Genomic DNA, 15,988 nt, shown 5'->3' with positions numbered 1-15,988 from the left:
GACGCCCCACCCGGTGACAACCCCCGTGTACCACCGGGTGGGGCCTTGATGGGGCGATGAAATCGTGGCAGGCCGCGATAATCAACCGATAAACGTTCTCCGTGCGCGGCCTTACGGTCCTGTTGCCGCGCGGCGTCCCCCGAGGTCAGCCGGCTGCCGCGGCCGTCCCGCCGGGTGCCAGCAGCAGCCGTACGTCCTCGGCCTCGGGCGAACCCAGCGCCGTGAAGAGGCCCAGCGCGTCGTTCCAGCACGCCACGGCGCGTACCCGCTGGCCCATCTCGACCAGCGCGCGGCCCAGCACCGTCAGCGCGTTGGCCGTGCGCCACTCCCCGCCCACCTCGCGCAGGATCACCAGGCTCTGCTCGACGTGGGCCGCGGCCTGCCGCCACCGTCCGGCCGCCAGGTGCACCGTCGCCAGGCGGTAGAGGGTCATGCCCTCCCAGAACTGCTGCCGGGCGTCGCGGAAGACCTGCAGGGCCTCGGTGAGGCCGGCCTGCGCCTCCTCCAGCAGGCCCACGGCGGTCAGCGGGATGCTCAGGGCGTACAGCGCGTTGCCCAGCCGGAAGCCCGCCCCCAGCTCGCGGTAGATCGCCACCGCCGCGCGGCTGGTGGCCACGGCCCCCTCGCCGTCCCCGAGGCTCAGCTGGGCCCACGACAGGTTGCTGAGCGCCGCGCCCTCGCCGTAGCTGTTGCCGTCGGCGCGGAAGGCGTCCAGCGCCGCCGTGTGCAAGGCCGAGCACTCCTCGTAGCGCCGGTCCTTGTGCGCGATGATGCCGCGCAGGTTCGGCGCGTAGCTGCACGTCACCGGGTCCTCGGCGGCCGTGCCGGCGACCATGGCGCGCCGTGCCTCCTCGTCGGCCTCCGTGAAGCGGCCGGTCATCCTGAGGAGTTGGGCCACCAGGAGGCGCGACCGCCCCTCCACGAGGGCGTTCGCGCGGGCGTGGGAGACGGCCACCAGCGCCCGCGCCGCTGATTCGTACTGGCCTGCGTGGATACCGGACTCCATCAGGTCCCACACCGCGAGCAGCAGGTCCACCGCCCGCCGGGTCCGGCCCCCGCATCCCCCGTCGGCCGAGTGCTCCACGGCCGCCAGCAGGTTCTGCGCCTCGCAGTACAGCCATTCCAGGGCCTCCTCGCCGGTGTCGAAGGCGAGGCCGGGCCGGTCGGTGGCCGCCAGGTGGTCCAGGACGCGGTCGGCCGGGTTCTCCCAGGCGTAGACGCCGACCGCCGTGGCCAGGTAGAAGTCCAGCAGCCGGGACTGTGCCGAGCACCGCTCGGCCGGCGTCTCGTCGTGCTCGGCGCACTCGCGCGCGTACAGCCGCAGCAGGTCGTGGAAGCGGTAGCGGGCCGGCGCGGTCGACTCGATGAGGCTGATGTCGACCAGCGCCTCCAGCAGCTCCTCGGTGGCGTAGGGGTCCAGGCCCAGCACCGCGGCGGCCGCGTCGAGCGATATGTCGGGGCCCTCCGGCAGCGACAGCAGCCGGAAGGCGCGTGCCTGGGCCGCCGACAGATGTCCGTAGCCGAGGGCGAAGGTGGCCTTGACGCCGAGGTCGCCCGCCCGCAGTTCGTCCAGGCGGCGGCGCTGGTCGGCCAGTTTGCGGGCCAGCACGGACACGGTCCAGGTGCGCCGGGCGGCCAGCCGGGCGGCGGCGATGCGGATGGCCAGCGGGAGGAAGCCGCAGGCACCCACGACGGCAAGGGCGGCCTGCCGTTCGCTGTGCACCCGCTCCTCGCCGACGATCCGGGTGAAGAGCAGCAGCGCCTCCTCGGGCGACATGACGTCCAGGTCGACCAGATGGGCGCCCTCCAGGTCGACCATCCGCATCCGGCTGGTGACCAGGGCCGCGCACCCCGGGGTGCCGGGCAGCAACTGGCGTATCTGAGCGGCGTCGTGGGCGTTGTCGAGCAGCGCCAGCACCCGCCGTCCGTCCAGACTCGACCGGAAGAGAGCGGCCCGCTCGGCCAGCGAGTCCGGGACGGCGGAGGTCGGCACCCCCAGGGCGCGCAGGAAGCCGCCGAGGACCGCCTCGGGTTCGGCCGGGCGCGGTTCGGTCCCCTGCAGGTCGACGTACAGCTGGCCGTCGGGGAACTCGTCCCGCAGGGTGTGGGCGACGTGGACGGCCAGGGTGGTCTTCCCCACGCCTCCGATGCCGGCGACGGCCGACACCGCCATCACGCCGCCGGCCGAACCGCTCCTGGCCGCCTCGGATATCTGTCGGCCCAGGTCGGCTATCTCCTCCTCGCGGCCGGTGAAGTCGGGCACGGTGGCCGGCAGTTGCGCAGGGCGGGCGAACTCGGCGGCGGCGGGGGAGTCGACGGTCGGAGCGGCCAGGTCCGGGTCGGCGCGCAGGATGCGCTGGTGCAGGTCGGCGAGCTCGGCGCCCGGGTCGATGCCCAGCTCCTCGCTGAGCAGCCGCCGGGTGTCGGCGTAGACGCCGAGGGCCTCCGCCTGCCGTCCGCTGCGGTACAGGGCGGTCATGAGCAGGGCGCGCAGGCGTTCGCGCAGCGGGTGGTCGGCGGACAGCGCCGTCAGCTCCGAGACGGCTTCGGCGTGGGCGCCCAGTTCCAGGTCCAGTTCGAGGCGGATCTCGGTGAGCCCGATGTGCCACTCGGCCAGCCGCACCCGCTGCGTGCCGGCGTACGGGCCGGGCAGTCCGGCCAGCGGCTCGCCGTGCCACATGTCCAGCGCCTGCACCAGCAGTTCCCTGGCCCGGTGCAGGTCGGCGGGGCGCACCTGCTCGGCCTCGGCAGCCAGCCGCTCGACGACCGCGCAGTCCAGGGCGTCCGGCGCGAACCGCAGCGAGTAGCCGCCGGAGTCGGTGACCAGGCAGCCGGGGCCGAGCGCCTTGCGCAGCCGGAAGGCGTACGAACGCAGCGCGGCCAGCGCGGTGTTGGGCGGGTTCTCGCCCCACAGGGCGTCAAGGAGTTCCGGGGCGGTCGCGGTCCGCCCGCCGCGCAGCAGCAGTGCCGCGAGCAGGGCGCGCTGCTGGGGGGACCCCGTCCGGATCACCTGGTCCCCGCGCCAGGCCCGTACCGGGCCGAGGACGGCGAACCGAAGATCCGCTCCCAGCTCCGTGGTCTCCATTCCGTGCCCCCTGATGCGCCCGTGGGCGGGTCGCGCGACGCTGGCCCGTGCGCGTATATCGATCGTTCATCGCTGGACGGAACAGTCTTCCGTATGGCCTGCGGAACCGTGGATTCGATGCCGCGGAGCCAGTCTGCCGTGTCGGGCGGCCCGGGTCACCCCGTGCATGGCTCCGATCGGGGTTTCGCAGCCCGGAGTCGGGCTCGACACGAGGTTTCCGTCAAGCGTCGCGCGGAGGTTGTGCTGTGTGGGGAAGTCGGATGTCGGCGTGCGGATCGCGCCGAGCGGGGTGACGGGGACACGATGTGTACGTGGTGCGTGGGTGATTCACCCGATACGGTTGTTTCCGGCTGGTTCAGCCGGGAAGAATCCCCCTTGTCCGACGTCGAGTTCCGCCTCCCCTCGCCGTCCCCGGCCGCGCCCGCCGAGGGGCCGCGGCTCCTGGCGGCCGCACCCTCCCGGCAGGACGTGGTGACCGGCGGCCGCCACAGCCGCCCCCGTCCCCGGCGCGGCAGAGGCGGCGGCGGGGGTGGTGGGGCGCGCACCGCCCAGGGCGGCGCGGGGCGGCTGCTCGGCCCGAGGCTGCGTCTGCACGCCGAACGCCACCCGCAGCAGGTGCCCGTCCTGCCCTTCCCCGGACCGGCGGCCGCGGACTCCGAAGGCCGCAGCTACGCCGAACTGGACCGCCGGGCCCGCGCCGTCGCCGCCCGCCTCGGCCGGACCCTCCAGCCCGGCAGCCGGGTCCTGCTGGTCTACCCGCAGGGCGCCGACTTCGCGGGCGCCCTGCTGGACTGCCTGTACGCCGGCATGGCCGCCGTGCCGCTCGTCCAGACCGGCCGGGCCCCCGCGTCGCTCGACCGGGCCGTGCGCACCTGCGCTCCCGCGATGGTGTTGACGGGCACCGACGCCTGGACGCCCCTCGTGGTCGACCGCACCCGCGCCGAGGTGGTCGAGGCCGACGGCATCCGGATCGGTGGTGAGCCGGTGTGGCGGCTCGCCCAGCAGTGGCGTCCGGTCGGCGTCCTCCGCGGCGCCCGCGCCTACCAGCGCTACCACGACGACGGGGGCGCCGACGGCCGGCTGGAGCCGGCCATGTCCCACGCCGACCTCGGCGAGGTGCTCGACGAGCTCGCCCAGGCCGTCCGCCTGGGCACGGACGAGGAGAACGTCGGCTGGATCGCGGCCGTGCACGGGGTCGAGAACGCGGTGTGGCGGACCCTGCTGCCGATCCACGTCAGCGGGTGACCGGGGCGGAGCGGAAGGCGCCGTCCGGCTCGGCCGGATCACCCGGCTCGGCAGCTGGGCAGATGTGCCACGCGGGTGAATTCACCTTTCCGCCACCGCCGGTTACCGCGCCGGGATGGCGCTGGTCTCGTCAGGGCTGGTGAAGTCCTCCTGTCAGAAGGAGAGTTGAGGGACAGAGGGGGGACCGTGGACAGTCGCACCAGGACGCGGGCGCGGATCGGCGGCGCGGTGGCGGCCGCGTTCGCGGCGGTGGCGGGCACGCTGGCGGGCGCGTCGGCGGCCGGCGCGGCCGGCGGCCTGCCCTTCAGCCACGTGGAGCGGGTGGCCCACGGAGTGCGGTTGGCCCAGTTCACGGTGACCGCGTCCCACGGCTCGGTGACCGGATACCTGCTCACGGCCGACCTCTCCGACCCCCGGGTACGCGTCGGCCTGCTCACCCCGGGCGCGGTGGCCGCCCGCGCCACGGTGTCGCAACTCGCCGACGCGGCCGGCGCCGTGGGAGCCGTCAACGGCGACTTCTTCAACATCAGCGAGGAGCACCCCGGAGTAACGCCGACCGGATCCTCCGACGGCCCCGAGATCGCGGCGGGACGGGCCCTGAAGGCCGCCGTCCCGGACTCCCAGCGCTTCGGTCCGGCCCTGCCGCCCGGCGAGACCACCCGGGACGTCATCGGCGTGGGGATCGACCGCCGCGCCCGCCTCGACACCCTCACCCTGGCCGGACGGGTCCGCACCCGTGGCGGCGACGTCCCCCTGTCCGGCTACAACCAGTACGCGCTGCCCCAGGGCGGCATCGGCGCCTACACCTCGGACTGGGGTGACGTCTCACGGGAACGGGCCGTGTGCGGCTCGGACACCTCCCGCGCGGCGGGGTGCGCCACCGACACCTACGAGGTCGCCGTCCGCGGCGGCCGCGTCGTCTCCACCGCGCCCGCGCCGGGCGCGGGAGCCGTCCCCCGCGGCACCACGGTGCTGGTCGGCCGCGACACCGGCGCCGACACCCTGCGCGGCCTGCGGATCGGCGACCGCGCCGAGGTCTCCGAGCACCTTGCCGCGGGCACCGGCCGGACCCGGTTCACCTTCGCGGTCGGCGGCTTCCCCGTCCTGCGCGACGGCTCCCCGCTCGCCGGCCTGGACACCGCCACCGCGGCCACCCGCACCGCCGCCGGCTACGGCGACCACGGCCGCACCTTCTACCTGCTCGCCCTGGACGGCGACGCCGAGTCCGACGCGGGCCTGACCGTCGCCGAGGTCGCCGACCTGATGCGGCGGGCCGGCGCCGACGACGCCGTCAACCTCGACGGGGGCGGTTCCACCACCCTCGTCACCCGGAACCCCGGCGCCCCGGCGTCCACTGTGCGCAACCACCCCTCCGGTACGGCCGAACGCCCCGTCGCCAACGCCATCGGCGTCCTCAGCGCCGGCCGCTGACCACCCGGCCGGCGCGCGGGCCACGGGAGCGCGCGCTCTCCGGGCGGCGGACCCCTCCGGGTGGTGGCGGGACCGGTCCGGGTGGCCGCGAGTCCGACGGACGCCGGCCGCGGGGCCGCCGACGCGGGAAGTCACGCGCACCCGCCTCTGTCCGAGGACCCGGCGGGTGCGGCACCGTAACGGCAGACAGGCCGGAAGAGCGGGAGGGACGTCCCTCGCGGACGACCACCCGCGCACCGGCGCCGCCCCTCCGCACACGGGTCCGTCGGATATCGTGCTGCCGCACGTCGGGTTCGGATCGGGGGATGTTCGAAGGGGACTGCTTTGACCGCTGTCTGGGGACGGGCACAGCAGCAGGACTTCCGCAGCAGGGTGCGCGGCTGCCTGCTGGGTGGAGCGATCGGCGACGCCCTCGGCGCGGGCGTCGGATCGGACTCCCTGGGCGGCATCCGGCAGGCGCACGGCTCGGACGGCCTGACCGACTTCGTGCCCGCCTACGGCCGGCGTGGCGCCGTCACCGACGACACCCAGATGACGCTGTTCACCGTCGAGGGCCTGATACGCGCCCAGGTACGCCGCGACACCGGCGCCTGGCACCCGCCCACCGACGTGCACCGGGCCTATCGCCGCTGGGCGGCGACCCAGAGTGAGTGGGGGCCCGACGAGCGCCGCAAGGACACCGGCTGGCTGGCCCGGGAGGAATGGCTCTACGCCCGCAGGGCGCCCGGCGGGGCCTGCCTGAGCGGACTGTCCGACGATCGCATGGGCACCCTTGAGGAGCCCAAGAACCCGGGCTCCAAGGGCTGCGGCAGCGTCACCCGTTCGGCGCCCTTCGGCCTGCTGGTCGGCTGGGAGCCGCAGCTGGTCCTCCAACTCGCCGTGGAATGCGCGGCCCAGACCCACGGCCACCCCACGGGCCAGCTGGCGGCGGGCGCCTTCGCCGTCATCGTGCACGGGCTCGCGCGCGGGGAGGCGCTGGACGGCGCCGTGCAGCACGCGCTGGCGCTGCTCGGCGCCCGCCCCGGACACCAGGAGACGACCGACGCGCTCCAGAGGGCCCTGGGGGCCGTGCGGCAGGGCATGCCGTCCCCGCAGCGCGTGGAGTCCCTGGGGGAGGGGCGGACGGCCGAGGAGGCACTGGCGATCGGCGTCTACTGTGCGCTGGTCGCCGAGGACGTCAGGCACGGCCTGCTGCTCGCGGTCAATCACTCAGGGGACAGCGACTCCACCGGCTCGGTGTGCGGGAACCTGCTCGGCGTGCAGCACGGCGAGACCGCCCTGCCGCCTGCCTGGATCGCCGAACTCGAAGGGCGCGCCACCATCCTCCAACTCGCCGACGACTTCGCCATGGAGATGACCCAGGCGCCCGCTCTCCACGGTCCGGTCGGCGCGAGCCCCGCCTGGCTGGACCGCTACCCGGCCGCTTAGTGCCCTTCGGTACCTCTCCGGCAAGGCGCCCGCCGGGCACACTCGGCGACATCGGTCGGCATCTTATGAGACCGTGCCGCGAACCGGGTCGGATCAGGCTCCCGGGAGGCCGCCCCGTACCCCAGGGGGCAGAAGCAGGGCTCCTAGGAAAGGAGCCGACCTCGGCACCTAGGACGCTGGATTCATCGCATAGGACGTCGAGTCGATCTGGGCTCCCTGGACGGCGTATTCCGCGCCCGGACGTCACCCGGGCTCTCGGGGGCGGGGCGGGCTTACCAGGGCACCGCCCGCGCGTCCGAGGACGTCCGCAGGCCACCGGCAGGGCACCTCGGTCACACGAGTACCCGAATGGCAAAAATACCTGTACAGGGCAATGAATCTTCGTAGGCTTCCCGCCATGACGCCAGCAGCCTCCGCCAATCTGCCCCAACTCGCCCACCGCGCACGCTCCGTGGGGGCCTCCCCGGTACGGGAGATCCTGGCGCTCACAGCGCGGCCCGAGGTGATCTCCTTCGCGGGAGGGCTGCCCGCCCCCGAACTGTTCGACGCCGAGGGGCTCCGGCATGCGTACGACCGGGTCCTGTCCGAGCGGCCCGGCAGCGTGCTCCAGTACTCCACCACCGAGGGCGACCCCCTGCTGCGGCGGGCCGTGGCCGCCCGGCTGTCGGCCCGGGCCCTCCCTACCGCTCCCGAGGACCTGCTGATCACCGGAGGCTCCCAGCAGGGCCTCACCCTCATCGCGTCGACCCTGCTGGAACCCGGCGACACCGTCCTGGTGGAGAACCCGACCTACCTCGCCGCCCTCCAGTGCTTCGGCTTCGCGGGCGCCCGCGTGGTCCCGGTGCCCACCGACGACGACGGCGTGCTCCCAGAGGCGCTGGCCGACCTCGTGGCGCGCGAACGCCCCAAGCTGCTCTACCTGGTGCCGAACTTCCAGAACCCGACCGGCCGCACGCTCCCCCTGAGCCGGCGCCGCGCCGTCGCCGAGGTGGCCGCCCGGTACGGGCTGTGGATCGCCGAGGACGACCCCTACGGCGAGTTGCGCTTCGAGGGCGAATACCAGCCACCCGTGGCCGCCATGGAGGGAGCCGCCGACCGGACCGTCCTCATGGGCAGCTTCTCCAAGGTGATGGCGCCGGGCATGCGGCTGGGATGGGTGCGGGCCCCCGAGGGACTGCGACGTGCCTGCGTGATCGCCAAGCAGGCCGCCGACCTGCACACCTCGACCGTCGACCAGGCCGCCGCCGCCCGCTACCTCGCCGACCGCGACCTGGACGCCCACCTGGAGCGGGTCAGGGCCGCCTACCGCGAACGCCGCGACGCCCTGCTCGGCGGACTGCCCGCCGCACTGCCGCCCGGCAGTACCTGGTCCCGTCCCGAAGGCGGCATGTTCGTGTGGGTGCGGCTGCCCGACGGGCACGACGCGACCGCGCTGCTGCCCGCCGCGGTCGGCCACGACGTCGCCTACGTCCCGGGGGCGCCCTTCTACGCCGCGGACGCCGACCACGCCACGCTGCGGATGTCGTTCACCACCCACACCCCGGAGGAGATCACCACCGGGCTGTCCCGGCTGGCGAAGGTGTTCTGACCTTCCGGGCCCTCCTCGTCCTCCGCCCCTTCTGCCTTCCCGGGCGTTCCGACCGGGCCGCTGACCGGGTCGCCGACCGGTGCGACGGCGCCCGGACAGCAGCGAGCCCTCTCGGCCAGGACGGCGGCCAGACGAGAGGGCTGCGGTGTGCGGGCGGGTGCGCCGGGGGCGCACCCGAGTGCTGTCGGCCGCCGCTGCGGGCGGCCCGTTCCCGGGGGCTCCGGGTCAGCGCAGGTCGAACGCTCCGCCGTCCACGTCCGTGACGAACGAGGCCCAGGCGTCGGGGGAGAAGGTGAGGACGGGACCCCGCGGGTCCTTGGAGTCGCGTACGACCACCGACTCCACCTCAGGGGACTTCACCTCCACGCAGGCGCCGTTGCCGGTGGACCGCGACGACTTGGTCCACGCGGGGGTGCTGCCGAGCTTGATGGCCATCTCTGCTCCGGATCTGTGCTGGGGCGCGGCGTGCGATACGCCGGCGTCTGATGGGCTCGACGCTACTCGTCACCCTCATGGAGCAGAGGCGGCCTTCACTCGACCGGATGGCATATTCCGTGGAGCCTTCCGCAGCCCGTCGGCGGGCGCGTACCCTGCGCCCAGCGACCGCAGATGGCGCCGATCGACGACTCGTCAGGCGAACCTGCGCGCGGCCTCCTCGATGAACACGCGTGTCTGCTCCGCGCTGAGCGCCTGGGCGCGCAGGTGCTCGTACATCACGCTGTACGCCTGGACGTCGGTGTCCTTCTCGAGGTAGAGGTCGCTGTTGACGCCCTCCAGGTACACGACGGTCGCGTCGGTGGTGTCGGTGAACTCCAGGACCGCGAACTGACCGCTGAGCCCCGGGTGGGCACCCGCCTCGAACGGCAGCACCTGCACGGTGACGTGCGGCAGCCGGCTCATCTCCACCAGCCTCAGCAGCTGGGCGTGCATGATCTCGTCGCTGCCCACCTTCCGGCACAGCGCCGCCTCGTCGATCACCGCCCACATCCGCAGCGGCGAACTCTCGTCGGTGATCCGCTCCTGGCGTCGCATCCGCACACTGACCCGCTTCTCCACCTGCTCGGTGGTGGCCTCGGGCAGGTTGCCGGAGATCATCGCGGTCGCGTAGTCGGGGGTCTGGAGCAGTCCGGGCACCACCTGCGGCTCGAAGACCCTCAGGTTCGCCGCCTCCGTCTCCAGCCCGATGTAGACGCTGTAGGGGATGTCCCCGAAGGCGTGCCACCAGCCCTGCTGCCGTGACTCCTTGGCCATCTGCATGAGCGATTCGACGATCCGGGTGTCCTCCACGCCGTAGACCCCGCACAGATCACGTACGTCCCGCTGGCTGATGCTGCGCCGCCCGTTCTCCAGGCGGCTGATCTTCGACTGGGACACCAGAAGCTTCGCCGCGACCTCCTCGGCCGTCATCCCCTTCTGCTCCCGGAGCTTGCGAAGCTCCGAACCGAGTCTGCGGCGCCGGACGGTGGGGTTGACGCTGGCGACCACTGGGACTGCACCTCCACGCTGAACCTACTGATGGTCAGCAGCCTGCCACTAGCGGTCATCGCGCGCTGGCGAATGTGAGGACAAGGTTGCCTGGGGGTGCGGACGGAGGACCGCACGGCCCGGAACGTGGCAGTGCCGCGTTCCCTGCGACGCCCCCGAGACGCCTCTGGGGCGCTCCTGGGTGGAGCGGTCGCGGCCAGCGGGTGGCGCGGGAATTCCAGCCGGGTAATTCGCCGCGATGGGGAACCAGCCGCCCACGAACCGGCGTTCACCGGGTATGCGGGCGCCGAACGGATGTCGTGTGCGGGGTCCCGGCCCGGACGAGAGTCCTATGGGCCGGGACCCCGCACACGGCGGCGGCGCTCGAACGGCCCCGCCCGCAGGCGGAGTCCGTCTCCATGGCGCGAGACCCGGACGGGCGCGCGCTCCCACCACCCCGTGTACGGGCAGCTACGTCTCGTGTACTCTTTGTCGTGCGGCAGTCCTGTGCTGCGAGTCGGTCAACGCGCCCCGGCTCGTGCCATGTTGTCGTGCCCGGTCGAGCGTTGCGTCTGGGCGGGCTGACGCTTGGGCTGCGCCGCCACCCCGTTCTGCACGTCGATCACGGCGTGCGCGACGAGGCCGCCCATGGGGTCGTACCTGATCAGGTCCCGAAGGCGCGATCGGGACGACCGGCCCTCGTTCCCGGGGTACAGGTGCTTGCCGAGTCCCACGGAATGGGCGAGGGCGGCGAGCGCCGCGGTCCGCGGGTCCGGCGGTACGCCGGTGCGGATCGCGCTGTCCAGCCGGGTTCGGATCTCCCGGCTGACGGCGCTGTCGGTCGCCTGGTACCGCGTCGTCGGCAGCACCCCGCACATCTGACCCGGTACGGCATGGACCATGCCGCACCGTTCGAGGTGCGCGAGGTACGTCTGGCGCAGCCCCAGCCGGGGCCCGCCGATCCAGTGGACGGCCCGCACCGGGCTGCCGCGTCGGCGCAGCAGTTCGAGCGCGGAGTCCAAAGTCGGATCTCCAGTCGGCCGTGGGTGCACCACGGCTATACGATCCCCGTCAGGGGCTATCCGTCCCGCCAGGGCCAGCTCGACGAGCTGCGCCCCGGCGAGGCCGAGGTCGAGCGACTGCGGCTGCGCCGTGGTCCCGGTCGTCGGGTCCAGGGCGAGCAGCAACAGCTCTTCCGGAATTGTTCTGCGGCTCTTGCCCATCCATGCCTCCCCGCGTGGATGAATGACAGGGTGACGCCTCTCACACCGGCCTGTCGAGAGCGCCTTCTCCTTATCTGTTGGAACCGGCTGGTATGTCGTTCTCGTCTAGGGGGTGGTGGGGTGTCGGTGACGGCCCACGCGCCCGTGGCGGGACACTTTGCTGTGTGCTCCACGGTGTGCGGACGGCCGCCTGACGAGCGCTTTTGACGGTGTGTGCACAACTGGTGACGATCGTGGAGGAGGTCTGCGTGGCGGGCGAGGCCCCCGGCAGGGAGCAGCAGCGCGAGGCGTCGGGGGAGGCGGGCTTGCGCCCGGCCGCCGACCCGAGACTGGCGGTCTTCCGCCCGTCCGGGGAGGCGTCGGAGGCGGTGGATGCGGGCACGGCGCGGAGCGTGCGAACCGGCGCCGCGGATGCGGAACGAGAGGGGCTTGCGCGCCCCCCGGCTGAACCCGGCACGGCAGAAAGCAGCAGCTCAGAGGTGGATTCCGGCTACGACGTGGAGGCTTCCGGCGGTGCCGGCGAGGTGGCTCCGCAGGCCCCGCGCGGCGGTGCCGAGGAGGGCGGTCAGGGCCGCGCCGGCGCGGCCGGGGAGGCGTCGAAGCCGCCCCGCGAGACCCCCGCGGAGCCGGGTCGCCCGACCCGCGACCCGGCTCGGGACGCGGTGAAACCGGAACCGAATCGTGACCCGGAAATTGGGGCCGCTGGGGTCGATGTGACGGACGGGACTCCTGGGGATGGAGCGGAGTTGGCCGAAAACGCCTCGGCAGCCTCCGCGGGCCCGGGTGCGGCCCCGGTCGCCGAGGGGGACTCCGGCGAGCAGCCGGAGGAACCCGGTGCGGGCACCAGCGGCGCGGGCGCGAGCGGGGAGGCACGGGCCGACACGGTGGAGCGCTCCGCTGACAAGGACGCGGCGCCCGCCGCAGAGGTTCCGTCCGACCCGCGAGCCGCACTGCAGCAGGTTCCGGCCTCGGTGGATTCCGACGAGGAAGAGCAGTCCGCCGGGGTCCGCGGACCCCGGCCGGAGCCCGTCGCGGTCTCGACCGCGCACGCGGAAGGTGCGGACGGGGCGGTCACCCCGACGGCCCCGCCGTCCCCTCGGACGGCGGGCGGCCGGGAGAGTGGTCTTCCCGCGCAGACCGACGCAGCCGCCGACACGGCCGACGACGCGGTCCTCGCGGCGGCGGCTCCCGAAACCGCCCCCGGCAACGCTTCTGACCGGGCCTCGAACGGCTCGGCGGCAGAGGACCCCGCTGCTCCTGCCACCCGGAAGGCCGCGCCCGAGACCGGGCCGTCAGCCGACCGCGGCCCCGACGGCAAGGACGGCAAGGACGGCAAGGACGCCGCCTCCGAGCAGGCAGGCGAGGAACGGGCCGCTCTCCGTAGGCCCGTCGTCAAGCCGCTCGTGTCGGACCTGCCCGCCGAGCGGCCCGAGGGGCCGGAGGCGGGGCGCCAGGGCGCTTTCGGCGGCCCTGTGGCCTTCGGGCCGCCCGGCACCCCCACGCGCGCTGACAGGGGCCGCAAAGGCTCCTCCAAGGCTGCGGACGCCCCCCGGTCGACCGCGGCCCCTCTGCCGGCGGCTCAGCCGGCGGCGACCCCGTCCCCGGCGGTGGGAGCGGCCACCCCCACCGGCCCGTCCACCGCGGGCGCGTCCGCGAAGGACGGCGCGTTCGTCGGCGAGAGCTCGGACAGCGAGGTCCCCGGGCCCGAGGGCACCCGCCGCATGCCCGTGCCGGACGTCCCGGACAAGGCCCCGATGACGCTCCTCGCGGAGCTGACCAATACCCCGCCCCCGCCGCAGACGGCGGTGCGCACGGTGCTGCGCCGGGTGAAGATCTGGACGCCCCTGGCGCTGCTGCTGGTGCTGGTCTTCGCCGTCGTGCAGGCGGTGCGGCCGCTGCCGGCGCCGTCGCTGCGGGTGACCGCGGCCTCCTCGTACACCTTCCCGGGAACCGCGCTGGCGCAGTCCATGCCCTGGCCCACCGAGGGGCAGTCCGTGGCCGAGGTCGAGGGCCTGGGCTCCCTGGGCGTGCACGGGAAGCAGACCCCGGTGCCGATCGCCAGCGTCACCAAGGTGATGACCGCCTACGTGGTGCTGCGCGACCACCCGCTGAGCGGCAAGGAGGACGGCCCGACGATCACGGTCGACGCGCAGGCCGCCCAGGAGGCCACGTCCGAGGACCAGTCGACCGCGCCGGTCCAGGAGGGCCAGAAGTTCACCGAACGGCAGATGCTCGAACTGCTGCTGGTCCCGTCCGGCAACAACATCGCCCGGCTGCTGGCCCGCTGGGACGCCGGCACCCAGGAGGCGTTCGTCGCCAAGATGACGGCCACCGCCAAGACCCTCGGCATGTCGAACACCACCTACACCGGCGCCAGCGGCATCGAGGAGACGACCGTGTCCACGGCTGTCGACCAGCTCAAGCTGGCCCGCGAGGTGATGAAGAACGACGTGTTCCGCTCGGTGGTCGCCCTGCCCAACGTCGACATCCCGGGCGTCGACCGGATCTACAACAACAACAACGACCTGGTGAACATCGGCGTCGTCGGCATCAAGACCGGTTCGAGCACCCCCGCGGGCGGTGCCCTGATGTGGGCGGCGCACCGGACGATCGACGGCAAGCAGCAGCTGATCCTGGGTGTGGTGCTCCAGCAGCGCGGCGGCAAGTCCACCCCCGCCGAGTGCCTCCAGGTGGCCCTGGACCGCAGCCAGGCGCTCATCGACTCCGTGCAGAAGGCCATGGGGTCGCAGACGATCGTGCACAAGGGCGACGTCGTCGGGCTGGTCGACGACGGGCTGGGCGGCAGTACTCCCGTCGTGGCCGGAGAGGACCTCAAGGTCATCGGCTGGCCGGGGATGCAGCAGCGGCTCACCCTCACCCCGTCCAGCGGCGGCGTGCCGCACAGCGCCAAGGCCGGCACGCAGGTCGGCAGCCTCAGCTTCGGTGACGGTGCGGCCCGCACGGCCGTGCCCGTGACGCTCCAGAGCGACCTGCGGTCTCCCGGCTTCGGAGCCAAGCTCACCCGGGTGAGCTGACCGGGCCGGTACCTTCGACGCCGCGGGCGGACGACCTGACAGGTCGTCCGCCCGCGGCGTCTGCCGCCGAGCCCGTCCGTCCCGCGAGCTGGGGCGGCCGAGAACCCGCGGCAGCCGCCCGAACTGGGGCGGCGAAACCCCGTGGCGGCCGAGCTGCTTACCAGGACCTGCCGGCCCCGGCCCCGGATGGCACGTCGCCGCCCCAAGGGGCGCCCTCGGCCGCGGGAGTACCCCTCAGGCCGCCAGCTCGCGTTCCAGCGGCGTACGGAAACGCGGGGTGACCCGCACTCCGCCCAGCCGGGAGGTGAGTTCGGCCGCTGCCTGCTCGACCGCGTCGACCGCCTCCGTGCCCCGGTCGGCCAACCGCCGCCACACCACGGCGCCGTCCGGGCGCTGTCCCCAACCTCCCACCACCTCGCCGCCCCACCACACCGTGGGACCCACGTTGCCGGTGGCGTCGAAGAGCGCTCCGCGGTGACGGTCGGGCAGGAACCACTCGCGCCGCTGCCACCCCATGGGCGTCGGATCGAGCGCCGGCAGCAGCGTGGCGACCGGCGCGGCCTCCGCGGGCCCCGAGGTGTCGCCGGGCAGCACCCAGCCCTCCGTACCGTCGTCCAGCCGTACGGGCTCGGCGGCCACGTCGAGCAGAGCCGCCCGCACCTCCCGCAGCCCCCAGCCCGTCCACCACTTCAGGTCGCCTTCCGTGCCGGGACCGTAAGAGGCCAGCCAGGCCCGCGCCAGCTCCGCCCGCGCCTGCCGCTCCGGGACCGCGGCCGGCGGCTCCGCCACCGCCCAGCGGAACTGGCCGCTGAGCCACGTCCCGGCCGGGCGGCGCCGCTGGAGGCGGCACTCCGCCGCCATGGCGCGGATGATCCGGCCGGCGACGTTCTGCGTCCTCTCGTAGGGCTTGCCGCGCGCCACCGTCACCTGCTCGCGCAGCCGCGGCACCAGCCGGCCCAACTCCGCACCGGACAGCTCCCCGCGGGTGCCGAGCACCTCGGCCACCTCCGCCTCCGCCGCCGCCAGCCACCGCTCGTCCCAGCCGCCGCCCTCCGCGAGGAAGGCCAGCAGCTTCTCGCGCTCCCGCTCGGCGACGCGCCGCCCGGCGGCGGCGAACACCATGGGCGCCTTGTCCCGCTCGACCACGAACATCGTCCGCCGCATGGCCAGCAGCCGCAGCAGCGTCGGGCCCGGCCCGTAGAGGGACTCCTCGACCAGGGGTACGCCTTGGCCCGGGTCGGCGAGGCGCGCCGCCACGGACAGGAAGACGGTCGCCGGATCGGTGGCGTGGAGTGCCACCAGGGACGCCGCCACCTCCTCGCAGGAGGACGCGGCCCGGCCGGCGGCCAGCCGGTGCCGCTCGGCGGCCCGCGCCCGCCGCACGGCGTCACCGAGGCGCGGCGCGGACGTGGACGCGGACGGTTCGCGCGTTCTCGGACTCACCCGGCAATGGTCACACGCACCTCTGACAATTCTGACAATCCGTCAC

10 protein-coding genes are annotated in these 15,988 nt (G+C 74.0%); 5 read left to right on the top strand and 5 right to left on the bottom strand.

Features of this window, described 5'->3' with window-relative positions; all coding sequences use genetic code 11:
* Positions 1–145 precede the first annotated feature (145 nt).
* Entirely contained in the window at positions 146–3,085 is a 2,940-nt protein-coding gene (locus BS72_RS13110) for an AfsR/SARP family transcriptional regulator (protein WP_037910560.1), read from the bottom strand.
* A gap of 375 nt (positions 3,086–3,460) precedes the next feature.
* Here BS72_RS13110 and BS72_RS35420 point away from each other — a divergent pair, with 375 nt between their 5' ends.
* From BS72_RS35420 to BS72_RS13090, 4 genes are all read left to right on the top strand, one after another.
* Positions 3,461–4,330, top strand: coding sequence for an AMP-binding protein (locus tag BS72_RS35420; protein WP_232792382.1), 870 nt, complete (start codon positions 3,461–3,463; stop codon positions 4,328–4,330).
* Positions 4,331–4,516: 186 nt separating this feature from the next.
* On the top strand, positions 4,517–5,761 hold the full coding sequence (locus BS72_RS13100; RefSeq protein ID WP_407638970.1) for a phosphodiester glycosidase family protein: 1,245 nt from the start codon (positions 4,517–4,519) through the stop codon (positions 5,759–5,761).
* Positions 5,762–6,085: 324 nt separating this feature from the next.
* A complete protein-coding gene (locus BS72_RS13095; protein ID WP_198545883.1) occupies positions 6,086–7,189 on the top strand; it encodes an ADP-ribosylglycohydrolase family protein in 1,104 nt (367 codons plus the stop codon).
* Between the two features lie 397 nt (positions 7,190–7,586).
* Complete coding sequence (locus BS72_RS13090) at positions 7,587–8,777, top strand: aminotransferase-like domain-containing protein (RefSeq protein WP_037910556.1); 1,191 nt, start codon at positions 7,587–7,589, stop codon at positions 8,775–8,777.
* Between the two features lie 225 nt (positions 8,778–9,002).
* Here the strand turns inward: BS72_RS13090 and BS72_RS13085 are convergent, their stop codons facing one another.
* The 3 genes from BS72_RS13085 to BS72_RS13075 all read right to left on the bottom strand — a co-directional run bounded on the left by BS72_RS13085 (position 9,003) and on the right by BS72_RS13075 (position 11,464).
* On the bottom strand, positions 9,003–9,212 hold the full coding sequence (locus BS72_RS13085; RefSeq protein ID WP_037910555.1) for a DUF397 domain-containing protein: 210 nt from the start codon (positions 9,210–9,212) through the stop codon (positions 9,003–9,005).
* Between the two features lie 195 nt (positions 9,213–9,407).
* Positions 9,408–10,262, bottom strand: a complete 855-nt coding sequence (locus BS72_RS13080; protein ID WP_037910553.1) for a helix-turn-helix domain-containing protein — start codon at positions 10,260–10,262, stop codon at positions 9,408–9,410.
* A gap of 500 nt (positions 10,263–10,762) precedes the next feature.
* Positions 10,763–11,464, bottom strand: coding sequence for a GOLPH3/VPS74 family protein (locus tag BS72_RS13075; protein ID WP_037910551.1), 702 nt, complete (start codon positions 11,462–11,464; stop codon positions 10,763–10,765).
* Positions 11,465–12,210: 746 nt separating this feature from the next.
* Between BS72_RS13075 and BS72_RS13070 the strand changes: the two genes are divergently transcribed.
* Complete coding sequence (locus tag BS72_RS13070) at positions 12,211–14,499, top strand: D-alanyl-D-alanine carboxypeptidase (RefSeq protein ID WP_051951062.1); 2,289 nt, start codon at positions 12,211–12,213, stop codon at positions 14,497–14,499.
* Positions 14,500–14,733: 234 nt separating this feature from the next.
* Here the strand turns inward: BS72_RS13070 and BS72_RS13065 are convergent, their stop codons facing one another.
* Complete coding sequence (locus tag BS72_RS13065; RefSeq protein ID WP_051951061.1) at positions 14,734–15,942, bottom strand: DNA glycosylase AlkZ-like family protein; 1,209 nt, start codon at positions 15,940–15,942, stop codon at positions 14,734–14,736.
* Positions 15,943–15,988 lie beyond the last annotated feature (46 nt).

It is taken from the genome of Actinacidiphila yeochonensis CN732, from assembly GCF_000745345.1.
Classification (GTDB): domain Bacteria; phylum Actinomycetota; class Actinomycetes; order Streptomycetales; family Streptomycetaceae; genus Actinacidiphila; species Actinacidiphila yeochonensis.
This window is presented reverse-complemented; position numbering and strand designations above follow the sequence as displayed.

What these genes read in the sequence shown, in the direction of transcription:
- BS72_RS13110 (WP_037910560.1), bottom strand. Translation starts at nt 3,085, where the DNA reads ATGGAGACCACGGAGCTGGGAGCGGATCTTCGGTTCGCCGTCCTCGGC.
- BS72_RS13090 (WP_037910556.1), top strand. Translation starts at nt 7,587, where the DNA reads ATGACGCCAGCAGCCTCCGCCAATCTGCCCCAACTCGCCCACCGCGCA.
- BS72_RS13085 (WP_037910555.1), bottom strand. Translation starts at nt 9,212, where the DNA reads ATGGCCATCAAGCTCGGCAGCACCCCCGCGTGGACCAAGTCGTCGCGG.
- BS72_RS13075 (WP_037910551.1), bottom strand. Translation starts at nt 11,464, where the DNA reads ATGGGCAAGAGCCGCAGAACAATTCCGGAAGAGCTGTTGCTGCTCGCC.